This is a genomic window from Goekera deserti, from assembly GCF_010685995.1.
GTDB lineage: Bacteria > Actinomycetota > Actinomycetes > Mycobacteriales > Geodermatophilaceae > Goekera > Goekera deserti.
Genome location: NZ_JAAGWK010000023.1, coordinates 1 through 12,222, shown reverse-complemented (window position 1 = coordinate 12,222; position 12,222 = coordinate 1). Strand labels below are relative to the sequence as shown.

General features: G+C 75.0%; 10 protein-coding genes. 6 read left to right on the top strand and 4 right to left on the bottom strand.

Going from position 1 to position 12,222, the window contains the following annotated elements; genetic code table 11:
- Positions 1-19: 19 nt before the first annotated feature.
- Both G1H19_RS16125 and G1H19_RS16120 read left to right on the top strand, forming a co-directional pair.
- Entirely contained in the window at positions 20-910 is an 891-nt protein-coding gene (locus G1H19_RS16125; RefSeq protein ID WP_152727419.1) for an isocitrate lyase/PEP mutase family protein, read from the top strand.
- Positions 911-987: 77 nt separating this feature from the next.
- Positions 988-1,446, top strand: a complete 459-nt coding sequence (locus tag G1H19_RS16120; protein WP_152727418.1) for a DoxX family protein — start codon at positions 988-990, stop codon at positions 1,444-1,446.
- Positions 1,447-1,453: 7 nt separating this feature from the next.
- Here the strand turns inward: G1H19_RS16120 and G1H19_RS16115 are convergent, their stop codons facing one another.
- On the bottom strand, positions 1,454-2,197 hold the full coding sequence (locus G1H19_RS16115) for a class I SAM-dependent methyltransferase (protein ID WP_204282692.1): 744 nt from the start codon (positions 2,195-2,197) through the stop codon (positions 1,454-1,456).
- Positions 2,198-2,345: 148 nt separating this feature from the next.
- On the opposite strand from G1H19_RS16115, the gene G1H19_RS16110 reads away from it, so the two are divergent.
- The 3 genes from G1H19_RS16110 to G1H19_RS16100 all read left to right on the top strand — a co-directional run bounded on the left by G1H19_RS16110 (position 2,346) and on the right by G1H19_RS16100 (position 6,680).
- Positions 2,346-3,509, top strand: a complete 1,164-nt coding sequence (locus G1H19_RS16110) for an RtcB family protein (RefSeq protein ID WP_152727417.1) — start codon at positions 2,346-2,348, stop codon at positions 3,507-3,509.
- Between the two features lie 174 nt (positions 3,510-3,683).
- Positions 3,684-5,585 (top strand): family 43 glycosylhydrolase, encoded by a 1,902-nt coding sequence (locus G1H19_RS16105; RefSeq protein ID WP_152727416.1) that lies wholly within the window; start codon positions 3,684-3,686, stop codon positions 5,583-5,585.
- A gap of 267 nt (positions 5,586-5,852) precedes the next feature.
- Positions 5,853-6,680 (top strand): hypothetical protein, encoded by an 828-nt coding sequence (locus tag G1H19_RS16100; protein WP_152727415.1) that lies wholly within the window; start codon positions 5,853-5,855, stop codon positions 6,678-6,680.
- Positions 6,681-6,685: 5 nt separating this feature from the next.
- Here the strand turns inward: G1H19_RS16100 and G1H19_RS16095 are convergent, their stop codons facing one another.
- Positions 6,686-7,135, bottom strand: coding sequence for a hypothetical protein (locus tag G1H19_RS16095; protein WP_152727414.1), 450 nt, complete (start codon positions 7,133-7,135; stop codon positions 6,686-6,688).
- A gap of 156 nt (positions 7,136-7,291) precedes the next feature.
- Between G1H19_RS16095 and G1H19_RS16090 the strand changes: the two genes are divergently transcribed.
- Positions 7,292-9,598: a HelD family protein gene (locus G1H19_RS16090; protein WP_235927946.1), complete on the top strand. Its 2,307-nt coding sequence runs from the start codon at positions 7,292-7,294 to the stop codon at positions 9,596-9,598.
- Between the two features lie 15 nt (positions 9,599-9,613).
- On the opposite strand, the gene G1H19_RS16085 is transcribed toward G1H19_RS16090, so the two are convergent.
- Both G1H19_RS16085 and G1H19_RS16080 read right to left on the bottom strand, forming a co-directional pair.
- Positions 9,614-10,870, bottom strand: coding sequence for an FAD-binding protein (locus tag G1H19_RS16085; protein WP_152727412.1), 1,257 nt, complete (start codon positions 10,868-10,870; stop codon positions 9,614-9,616).
- 145 nt (positions 10,871-11,015) lie between these two features.
- On the bottom strand, positions 11,016-12,222 hold a 1,207-nt coding region (locus tag G1H19_RS16080), incomplete at its 5' end, for an MFS transporter (RefSeq protein ID WP_163638838.1).

Here is a 12,222-nt window from a genome sequence, read left to right as displayed (position 1 = left end):
AACGACGAGGGGTGTCCCGATGGGCGACCTGCTGGGCACGACCCACCCGCCGCGCGCGCGGCTGCGCGAGCTGCTGACCCGGCCGCGGCCGCTGATGGCGCCAGGCGCCTACGACGCCCTGTCCGCCCGGCTGGTGGAGCAGGCCGGGTTCGACGTGGTCTACATGACCGGCTTCGGCACGACGGCATCGCTGATCGGCCGCCCGGACGTCGGCCTGCTCGGCGGCAGCGAGATGGTGGACAACGCCCGGCGGATCGTCTCTGCGGTCGACGTCCCGGTGATCGCCGACGCCGACACCGGCTACGGCAACGCGCTCAACGTGCTGCGCACGGTGCAGCTGTACGAGCAGGCCGGGGTGGCCGGCATCCACCTGGAGGACCAGGTGATGCCGAAGAAGTGCGGGCACATGAGCGGCAAGGTGGTCATCCCCGCCGAGGAGATGGTGGGCAAGCTGCGGGCCGCGGTGGCCGCCCGCCGGGACCCGGACCTGCTCCTGATCGCCCGCACCGACGCCGCGGCGGTGCACGGCCTGGACGAGGCCATCGCCCGGGCCCGCGCCTACGCCGCGGCGGGCGCCGACGTGCTGTTCGTCGAGGCACCCACCAGCGAGGCGGCGGTCGAGCAGGTGGCGGCCGAGCTGCGCGGCGTGGCGCCACTGGTGTTCAACTGGGCCGAGGGCGGGCGCACGCCCCCGATCCCGCTGGAGCGGATCGCCGAGCTGGGCTTCTCCCTGGTGCTCTACCCGATCGGCACGCTGCTGGCGGCGACCGCCGGGATCCGCGCATCGCTGGAGGCGCTGCGGCAGACGGGGGTGCCGTCGCTGGCCGGGGTACCGACGTTCCAGGAGTTCACCGACCTGATCGGCCTGCCCGAGGTGCAGCAGCTGGAGCAGCGCTTCGCCGGCAGCTGAGCTCATCAACTGAGGTGAGCCTCACCTCACAGGAAGTGCACAGGGTCGAGCGGGCCGCGGTCAGGCAGCCTGAGAGCATGACGCAGACCAACCGACTCCAGCACGCCGCGATCGGCGCCACCCGGATCGTGGTGGGCTTCCTCTTCCTCATCCACGGCGCCTCGACGCTGTGGGGTTTCCCGTCCGAGCCGGCGTCCGGCGTGGTCGCCCAGTTCGGCGCGTGGCCGGGCTGGTGGGCCGCGGCCATCCAGGTCGTCGGCGGCACCCTGGTGATGCTCGGGCTGGGCTCCCGGGTGGCCGCGCTGATCTGCTCCGGCTCGATGGCCTACGCCTACTTCGTCAGCCACCAGCCCGCCGGCCTCACCCCGGTGGAGAACGGCGGCGAGACCGCGGCGCTGTTCTGCTGGGCCTTCCTGCTGCTCGCGGCCGTCGGCCCCGGCGCCTTCGCACTGCAGTCGCTGCTGCCCGGCCGGCGCAGCGCCACGGCCCCGGCCACCCGGCACGCCGACGCCGGGGTGCGCGCCGGCGCCGCCTGACCGGCACTCACCCCCGCCGGACCACGACCAGCAGCTCGCCGTCGCCCGCGCCGACCGGCTCGCGGGCCCACCCGCCGTACAGCTCCTCGACCGCGAACCCGGCCGCCGCCAGCGACGTCCGGAGTTCCTGCTCGGTGCGGAAGCGCAGCCGTCCCGAGCTGACCAGCTCGGTGCCGTCGGTGAAGCGGTAGCCGTTGTCGAAGCCGACCACGGCACCGTCGGCGCCGCCGTCCACACCGGTCACCACCGTCCAGGTGTGCACGGCGGTGCCGTCGGGCAGCGGCACGAGCTCGCTGCGCTCGGTCGGCCAGCGTTCCCACGCGCGGGCGGCGGGGTCCCGGCTGTCGAAGGTCAGCCGGCCCCCGGGCACCAGCGCCCGGGCGAGGTCGGCGAGCACCGCGGCCCACGCGTCGTCGTCGAGGAGGAACTGCGCGACGTGGCTGGTCATGACGACGACGTCGAACGCGTCCGTGGGCAGCAGCGCCGAGGTGCCGTCCACCCAGGTGACCGCCTCCGCCCCCGGCTTCGCCCGGGCGGCAGCCAGTGAGGCCGGTGCCGGGTCGACCCCGGTGACGGTGTGCCCGGCGGCGGCGAGGCCCAGGGTGAGCCGGCCGGTGCCACAGCCGAGGTCGAGCACCCGCGCGCCGGGCGGGCCGACCACGCAGGAGAAGAAGTCGTCGTCGCGGCTCCACCGGTTCTGCGCGTCGTACACCGCCACCAGGCGGGGATCGAGGAACTCGGCGTCGTCCACGCGGGCGAACGTAGGCCGACGACGCCCGCTGCGCCTCCGGTTTCCGGCTTCCCGCCAGGGCGGTAAAGCAGGTGCGGTCAGCCCGTGGCCCGCGTTCACTGCACCGGCCGCACGGCACCGTGCGGCACCCCCCGGAGAGCGAAGGACCATGGAGAAGATCAACGGACGGCTGCTCAACTGGGCGTCGATCCTGGAGGACACCACCCGCGAGCAGGCGCTGCGCACCGCACGCATGCCGTTCATCCACCCGCACCTGGCACTGATGCCGGACGCCCACCTCGGCCTGGGGGCGACCGTCGGCTCGGTCATCCCGACCGACGGCGCGATCATCCCGGCGGCGGTCGGTGTGGACATCGGCTGCGGGATGATGGCGGTGCGCACCCAGTTCGTCGCCGGCGACCTGGCCGGCCGCGACCTGAGCGTGCTGCACGGGCAGATCTCGCGGTCGATCCCGCTCTCGGCCGGCGGCCGGAACACGAAGGTGCGGGCGACGGCCGAGCCTCGGGTGGCCGAGCTGCGGGAGCGCCCGGGCGCCCGGCAGGCCGACGAGGCCACCCCGCACTGGCCGCTGCAGCTGGGCTCGCTCGGCTCGGGCAACCACTTCATCGAGGTCTCCCTGGACGAGGCCGACCGGGTGTGGCTGTTCCTGCACTCCGGCTCCCGGGGCGTGGGCAACAAGCTGGCCCAGAAGCACATCCGGGTGGCCCGCGAGCAGTGCGAGCGCCGGTTCGTGCAGCTGCCCGACCGGGACCTCGCCTACCTGGTGGAGGGCGAGCCGGAGTTCGACGCCTACATCGAGGCGCTGACCTGGGCTCAGCGGTTCGCCTACCTCAACCGCGAGGAGATGATGGACCGCGTCGTCGACCAGACCGGGCGGTTCCTGGGCAGCGAGGTGGAGCGGGTGGAGACGATCAACAGCCACCACAACTACACTGAGCGCGAGAGGCACTTCGGGCGTGAGGTGTGGGTGTCCCGCAAGGGCGCGATCTCCGCGCGGGAGGGGCAGGCCGGCCTGATCCCGGGCTCCATGGGGGCGGCGTCCTACGTCGTCGTCGGCAAGGGCAACCCGGTCGCGCTGCACTCCAGCCCGCACGGCGCGGGCCGGAACCACTCGCGCACCGCTGCCCGCAAGCTGTTCAGCCGCTCGGACCTGGACCAGCGGATGACCGGCATCGCCTGGGGTCACTCCGACGCGTTCCTCGACGAGCACCCGGACGCCTACAAGCCGATCGACCAGGTGATGGCCGACGCCGCCGACCTGGTCGAGGTGCGGCACACGCTGCGCCAGGTGGTCAACGTCAAGGGTGACTGAGCCCGGTGCCGCGCCCGCTCACCAGCGGCGCGGCACCGGCGCCGGCCGATCCTGTGCACCACGCTGGTTGCAACGTTGTAGATCCTGTGTGAACGTGGTCACGCCCACGGTTCCCGGCCGTGCGGCGCACCGCGTCCCCGACGGGGTGGACGCCGAAGCAGGAGAGGCTCCTCCGTGATCCGTTCCCGAACACTGCGCCGGGCCTGGGTGCCCGCGCTGCTCGCCGCCGCGCTGGTCGGCGCGGCGGCGCTGACGGCACCGGCCACGGCTGCGCCGTCGCCCGCCATCACGAACCCGCCGCTCGTCGCCGGGGCCGACCGCCCCGCGGACCCGGTCGCCCACGACCCGACCGTGGTCAAGGAGGGCGACTGGTACTACCTGGCGATCACCGGCGACGCCGCCACCGGCCGCGACTACCTGCCGATGAAGCGGTCCAAGGACCTGCTGAGCTGGGAGGCGCTGCCCCCGGTGTTCACCCAGGTGCCCGACCGGGTGCTGGCCGCCATCGGCGCGACGCAGGCCGACGCCCCGAAGGACGCCTGGGCGCCGGACCTGTCCTGGACCGGCACCGAGTGGCGCCTCTACTACTCCGTGTCCCGCTTCGGCACCACGAACTCGGTCACCGCGCTGGCCACCAGCAAGACCCTCGACCCGGACAGCCCCGACTACGGCTGGACCGACCAGGGCGTCGTCATCGAGTCCGAGCCCGGCAGCCTCGCCTACAACGCGATCGACGCCAACTACACCCAGGACGCGCAGGGCAAGGCGTACCTGACCTTCGGCTCGTTCTTCGGCGGCATCCAGATCGTGGCCCTGGACCCGGCCACCGGGAAGCTCGCCGCCGGTGCGACGCCGCAGACGATCGCCACCCGGCCGATCCAGTTCAACCCCATCGAGGGCCCGTCGATCATCCGCAACGGCGACCACTACTACCTATTCGTCGCTTTCGACTACTGCTGCCGCGGCGCCGAGAGCGACTACCGCGTGATGGTCGGCCGTTCCACCTCGATCACCGGCCCGTACGTCGACAAGGCCGGCGTACCGATGCTGCAGGGCGGCGGCACCGAGGTGCTGCGCGGCTACAACGAGTTCCAGGGCACCGGGCACCCCGACACGTTCTCCGACGGTGGCACCGACTTCCTGGTCAACCACTACTACGACCTGCTCAGCGACCCCACGCCGCGGGCCAACATCCGGGCGATCACCTGGACCGGTGGCTGGCCCACGGTCGGCGACCCGGCCAACCCGAGCCGCTGGGCCGGTCACGGCTCGGCCTACGTGCAGGTTGTACCGCGCGAGGGCGCCGGTGTCGTCGGCACCGAGAACTGCGGCTACGCGACGGCGAACGTCGTCCTGACGGCGCCCTCGTCGAGCACCTGCCAGCAGTGGCAGATCGACGCCCGGGACGCCCGGCAGGTCACCGACGGCAGCGAGACGGGCTCGCGCTTCCAGAACCGGAACGCGAACATGTCCGCCGACCTGCCCGGCTGCGCCGAGGCGCAGACCGACGGCGACGTCCGGCAGTTCGACTGGCTGGGCAACTTCTTCTACAACATCTGCCAGCGGTGGACCTTCACCCCGGCCCCGGACGGCTACACCACCGTCGCCTCCATCGCCGGCCGCAACCTCGTGTGGACGGCGGCCGGCACCGACCTCCGGGTCGGCACGCCGACGGCGGCGGCGAGCCAGCAGTTCCGGTTCCAGCCGGTGGGCCCGGTCCTGCTGGGCAGCGCCACCGACCGGACGCAGACGCTGGGCCAGTCGACCTGCTCGGCGAGCAAGCCGAACAGCACCAGCCCGGTGTTCCAGACCCGGACGAGGGACAGCTGCCAGGAGTGGACCGTCACCAGCACCGGTGGTGCGCAGTACGCGGTGACCAACACCCGGACCGGCCTGCAGCTGGCCGCCGGCCAGTGCGGTGACGAGCCGGGCACCGGGGCCCTGCGCCTGGTCAAGCCCGGCCCGAGCAAGAGCCCGTGCCGCGCCTGGACCCTGGTCCCGGGCAACGACGGGACCTGGTCGCTGACCAACGCCGGCACCGGGGTCCCGCAGCAGGTGCGGCTGCTCATCCCCTGATCGACCCGCTCGCACCCGACGGCCGGCGTCCCCTCCGCGGGGGCGCCGGCCGTCGGCGTCTCACCAGGTGTCGACGTGCGGGCGCACCGCCCCGAGTGCCCCTGCCGGCACCCCGAGGGAGCCGCGTCGGGGGCCGACGGGGGTGCTCGGTGCGGCCGTCCGCACCGGCGTAGGGCACTGTTGGGGGTGACGCCCGCGCTGCCGGCCGCCCCTGGAGGCGGCGCACGGCTGCAGGCGGTCGCGCACCGGACCGACACGGGGAGAACCATGGCACTGATCACCTGCCCCACCTGCGACTCCGAGGACATCCGGGGCGTGGCCCGCCCGGACGGGCAACGGCTCATCGCCTGCGAGTCCTGCGGCCACGAGTGGCTGCGCGGCGAGGTGCGCCGGTCGTCCGCCCGCCCGGCGCTGCGTACCGTGGACACGCTGCGCGAGTCGCTGCCCACGGCCGAGCAGGTGCGCCCGGAGGTGCTGGAGCGGCTGGCCCGGCTGACCACGGAGTTCGTGCGCCCGGAGCCCGACCCGGACATCGAGGGCTACCGCTCCCGCTACCAGGCGCTGTTCTCCCGGGAACAGCTCTCCACCGCCTCCCCGGAGGCGCTGCACCACTTCGCCAACTCGGCCACCGTCGCCGGGGCCGGCAACATGACCGGCTTCAACCGCTCCTGGGCGGCCCTCGGCCCGGACCGCGCCGCCCACCAGCTGCGCACCACCATCGGTTACCTGCTGCACGGGCCGGAGAGCCTGCGCCTGGAGGACCGGATCACCGAGCTGGTCAACGGCCGCAAGGGGCTCGGGTTCACCGGCTTCAAGGAGGCGCTGCTCACCAAGGTGCTGTGCGTGGTGGAGCCCGACCGCTTCCTGCCGGTGCTCAAGTACTCCGCGGCCAGCGGCGGCAAGCGGGAGATCGCCGCCGGCGTCTTCGACCTGGAGCTGCCCGAGGCGGACAAGGTGGCCTACACGATCGGCCGGCTCGTGGTCTGGGGCAACGACCTGCTGCAGTCGCTGGTGTCCGAGCAGTTCGACGACCTGCAGCAGGGCGCGGCGTTCCTCCTGTGGGCCAACAAGCAGAAGACCGACGTGCCCGCCTGACCCGCTCACCGGCCGGCGCCCCGGAAGCGGACGGCGCAGGCCCGGCAGCTGCGCCGGTCGTGCGCTGACTCGGGCGCGGTGAGCTGCCGGCACAGCAGGCACCACCGGAACGACGCCCGCCGCCGGCGCACCGACAGGTCGACGGCGGCGGTGACCACGTCGGGGGCCAGCTGCATGTCCTCCACGGCCAGCTCCGCGACGTCCGCGGCGTCGGTGCGCAGCCCGCCGGAGGGATCGCGCCGCGGCACCGGGCGCGCCACCGCCAGCGTGCGGCCCGCCACCCCGACCAGCACCTGCGCCGGGACGCCCGCGGCGAACCACTCGGCGCCGGGCGGGTACCGCGTCGCCACCTCGGCCCGCTCCCAGCCGCCGCCCAGCACCCGCAGCACCCGCTCGGCCGGCTCGCCCAGCAGGGCGGCCAGCGCGTCCGTCCCGTCGTCCTCGATGTCGGTCACCTCCTCGTTGCCGGGAGGCTCGCACGGGCCACCGACAGGACCTGCCCGGCGCGGCCCACCGGGAAGATCCACGCGCCGGGGACACTTGCTCCCACGGACGCCCCAGCCGCCGGGCCGCCCGCCGCCGACACCGAGGAGCAGCAGCAGTTGTCGACCGTGCGCGAGACCGTGCCCGACCCGGACACCGTCACCGAGCAGGACCACGTCACCGAGCTGTACCGGCGCCTGGACGACGCCCGGGAGCGGGCCGTCACCCGGCTGCGGCAGGCCATCTCCGCGCCACTGGTGGACAACCCGCAGGCGCTGGGCGAGAAGGAGGCGAACGTCCGCTTCCACTCCGAGCGGATCACCGCCCTGGACGCCGCGGAACCAGGTCTGGTCATCGGCCGGCTGGACCGCACCGAGGTCGTCCAGCCGCTGTACGTCGGGCGCACCGGCCTGGCCGCCGACGACCCCTCCGGCGACCCGGCGCTGGTCGACTGGCGGGCCCCCGCGGCGCGGCCGTTCTACACCGCCACCCCGTTCCGCCCGGACGGCGTGGCCCGCCGGCGGCACATCCGCACGCTGGGTCGCCGGGTCACCGGCATCGACGACGAGGTGCTGGACCTGCCCGACGGCGAGGCCGACGGCGACCGCACGCTGACCGGTGAGGCCGCACTGCTCCGCGCGCTGCGCGCCGACCGCACCGGCCGGATGACCGACATCGTGCGCACCATCCAGGCCGAGCAGGACGAGATCATCCGCAGCGACGCCCGCGGTGTGCTCGTCGTCCAGGGCGGGCCGGGCACCGGCAAGACCGCGGTGGCGCTGCACCGTGCCGCGTACCTGCTGTACACCCACCGCGACCGGCTGGCCCGCAGCGGCCTGCTCGTGGTCGGGCCGACCCCGACGTTCCTGCGCTACATCGCCGACGTCCTGCCCGCCCTGGGTGAGACCGGCGTGCTGCTGGCCGGCCTGGGCCAGCTGCGGCCCGGGCTGGACGCCCGTGCCGACGAGCCCGCCGAGGTGGCCGAGGTGAAGGGCCGGCTGGAGATGGTGCAGGTGGTCGCCGCGGCGGTGCGGGCCCGGCAGTCCGTGCCGCGCGGCGTGCGCGAGCTGGTGGTCGACGGGGTGCCGGTGACGCTGCGCGGCGCCGACGTGTCCCGGGTGCGCACCGCCGCCCGGCGCGCCTCCCGGGAGCACAACGTGGCCCGGGTCGCCTTCGCCCGTGGCCTGGTCGAGCTGGTGGTGGACCGCTACGCGGACCGGATCGGCTCCGACGTGCGCGGCGGCGCGGACCTGCTCGACGACGGCGACCGGCGAGCGCTGCGCGCGGAGGTCGCCGGGGAGCCGGCGGTGCGCGCCCTGGTCGACGAGCTGTGGCCGGCGCTGACCCCGGAGCAGCTGCTGGAGGAGCTGTACGCCTCCCCCGAGCGCCTCCGGGCCGCCACCCGCGACTGGGACGACGCCACCCGGGCACTGCTGCACCGGCCGGCCGGCTCGCCCTGGACCCCGGCGGACGTGCCGCTGCTGGAGGAGGCCGACGAGCTGCTCGGTCACGACGACTCGGCCGAGCGGGCCGCGGAGCAGCGCCGCCGCAGCCGGGCCCGGGACGAGGCGCAGCAGACCCTGGACCTGCTGTACGGCTCGCGCTCCACCGACGCCGACGACGACGAGGAGAGCGAGGAGCTCGCCGCCGGCGACCTGCTCGACGCCGAAGGGCTGGCGGCGCGCGCGGAAGAGGCCGACTACCGCACCACCGCGGAGCGGGCCGCCGCGGACCGGACCTGGACCTTCGGGCACGTGGTGGTGGACGAGGCGCAGGAGCTGTCGGCGATGGTGTGGCGGGTGCTGGCGCGCAAGTGCCCCACGCTGTCGATGACCGTGGTCGGCGACCTGGCGCAGACCGGCAGCCTGGCCGGCGCGACCAGCTGGGCCGACGCGCTCACCCCGCACGCGCGCACCCAGTGGCGGCTGGCCCAGCTGACCGTCAACTACCGGACGCCGTCGGAGATCATGGCGGTGGCCGCGGACGTGCTGGCCGCCGGCGGCTCGGACGCGGTGGCGCCCCGGTCGGTGCGCAGCAGCGGGCAGCCGCCGGTCGCCGAGCGGGTCGCCGATGCGGAGCTGCTCACCCGCGCCGTGCAGGTCACCCGCGACCTGGTCGGGCAGGGCGGCACGGTGGCGGTGCTGGTGCCGCGCAGCCGGCAGGCCGACGCGGTCGCCTGCCTGGCCGAGGCGCTGCCCGGCGTCACCTGGGGCCCGGAGGCCGACTCGTCGGCGGGGCCGGTGGTGCTGCTGCCCGGTCAGGCCAAGGGCCTGGAGTTCGACTCGGTGCTGCTGGTCGACCCGCAGGCGGTGCTGGACGAGGGGCTGCGCGGGCACAGCGACCTGTACGTGGCGCTGACCCGGGCCACCCAGCGGCTGGCGGTGCTGCACCCCGGCGAGCTGCCGGGGTGCCTGCGCCGTCTCGCCACGGGCTGACCGGCGGGACGGCGCTCAGCCGCGCGGGAAGAAGCCGTCCACGAAGTCGTTGGCGAACACGCCGTCCGGGTCGTGGGTGGCGCGCAGCCGGGTGAAGTCGGCGGCGCGCTCGTAGCGGGCGGCGACCTCGGCGCCGGGCACCGTGGTCAGCTTGGCCCAGTGCGGGCGTGCCCCCAGCGGCATCAGCGCCTGCTCGACCTCGGCGAGCACCGGCCGCAGCGCCGGCTCGTCGTCCAGCCAGGTGAAGTGGAAGGCGACGGAGTCCCGCTGGTACGCGGGGCTGAGCCACAGGTCGTCGGCGGCGATGCTGCGCACCTCGCAGGCGTGCACCAGCGGCGCGATCCGCTCGCCCAGGCCCATCAGCGCGGCGAACCCGGCCGGCGCCTGGTCGCGGGCGAGGAAGAACTCGGACTGGATCTCGTTGCCGGCGCTGGGCATGAACTCCGCGCGGAAGTGCGGCAGCCGCTCGTGCCAGGGACCGGGGACGCCGAGCTGCTGGGTGACGAAGGTGGCGGGCATGCCGGGCAGCGGGTGCACGTGCTCGTCGGCCTCGTGCCCGAGGGTGAAGGCGCCGTCCGGCACGCCGTCGCGGCTCTTCAGGTAGGCGTGCCCGGTCTCCCGCTGCCAGTCGGTGAACAGGCTGACGCTGTACGCGGCGGCGAGCAGCTCGCCGGGCCGGGCGGCGACCTCGGTCATCGGCACCCCCAGCCGCACCCGCTGGGACACCTCGTACGTGGGCTCGACGGCCAGCGTCAGCCGGGTCACCACGCCCAGGGCGCCGAGGGCCACGACCCAGCCGGCGAAGTCGTCGTCCACACCGCGGCGGACCTGCAGCAGGTCACCCTCCGGGCCGACGACCTCCAGCCCGACGACGGCGGCGGCGAGGCTGCGCTGGCTGTCCCCGGAGCCGTGCGTGCCGGTGGCGACGGAGCCGGCGACGGAGATGTGCGGCAGCGACGCCATGCTGCCCAGCGCCCAGCCGGCCCGGTGCAGCTCGGGTGCCACCTGCGCGTAGCTCATGCCGGCGGCGACGGTGGCGGTGCGGGCGTCGGTGTCGATGTCGACCACCGGCGGCAGCGCGTCGAGCAGCACCAGCTCACCGGTGGTGTCGGCGACGGGTGAGAACGAGTGCGCGGTGCCCAGTGCCCGCACCCGGCGCGCGCCGGCGACGATGCGGCGCAGCTCGTCGACCGAGGCCGGGCGGTGCACCCGCGTGGTGGCGAAGGTGATGGTGCCGGCCCAGTTCGTGACCGGCCGGGAGACGGTGAGCAAGGGGTGCCCCGATCTGTGTGGCGGTGGCTTCGCGGGGGTGGACGACAGCCACCGACCGGCAGGGGCGACGGTGGGGTCCGGCAGCCACCGTACAAGCGCCGCGGCCCCGGGCGGGGCCGCCGACCGGCACCGGTCGGGCCGGCTGCTACCCCACGGGCACGTGCACCGCCCGCGGCGGCAGCCGGGTGCCCAGCCACGGCAGGAGCAGCAGCGCGCCGATCCCGGCGGTGCCCACCAGGGCCCACGGCAGCCACGCCGCCAGCGCGGAGGACGCGACCACCAGCGGCGCCGCCAGCTGGGCGGCGGTGAAGCTGTACTGCACGGTCGCCAGGTACCGCCCCCGGGCCCGGGCCGGCGCGGACGCCTCGGCCATCGCCATCACCCGGACGCCGGTCAGCACGGCCGCGACGGCCAGCACCAGCGTGGCAGCGAGCAGCCACACCGGCAGCCAGCCGCCCGCGACGAGCGGGGCGGCGGCGCACATCAGGCACCAGGCGAGGGTGAGCGCGGCACCGAGGGCGACGCTGCGGGTACGCCGCCAGGAGCTCGTGGCCCGGACGACCAGCGCGGTGCCGGTGGCGCCGACGGCGGTCAGCAGCGCCACGCACGCGCCGGGCACCCACGCCGGGGCGTGCAGCTGGTCCAGCGCGAACACCGGGAACCCGACGAGGAACACGTCGCCGGCCAGGCCGGTGAGGCCGATGACCACGAGCAGGACGAGGAAGGGCCGGTCCCGCCAGGGGCGCGGGGCGGGTCCCTCGTCGGTGGGCCCGTGCCCGGGCGGCGGGGCGTCCACGGTGACCAGCAGTCGCAGCAGGGCGGCGGCCAGCAGGAAGCTGAGCGCGTCCACGGCGACGACGACCCGCAGCGCGGGGGTGTCCAGCCAGGTGAGCAGGCCGGCGGCGACGAGGGCACCGACACCGAACGCGGCGGAGCGGACCATGTCGACGTGCGCGAAGGCGCCGTCCTTGGGCCCGGTGCCGGCCACGGCCGAGATGAGCGTGAACAGCGAGCTGTAGAAGGTCTGGGTGCCGGCGGCGACCAGCACCGCGCCGGCCGCGGCCAGCGCGACCGCGACGCCGGGCCCCACGCCGGTACCGGCGAGCAGGTAGAGCCCCATCCCGGCGGCCTGCAGCAGCTGGGAGCTGATCACCACGCGGCGTGGCCCGACGCGGTCGACCACGGCGCCGACCACCAGGGGCGCGGCGAGGCCGACCAGGGTGCCGGCGAACAGCAGCGCACCAGCCGTGGGGACCGGGAGTCCGACGACCCGCACGCTGTAGAGCAGCACCAGGGGCAGGAACAGCCCGGAGCCGAGGTTGTCGACCGCCAGCGCGAGCAGCAGCCCTCCG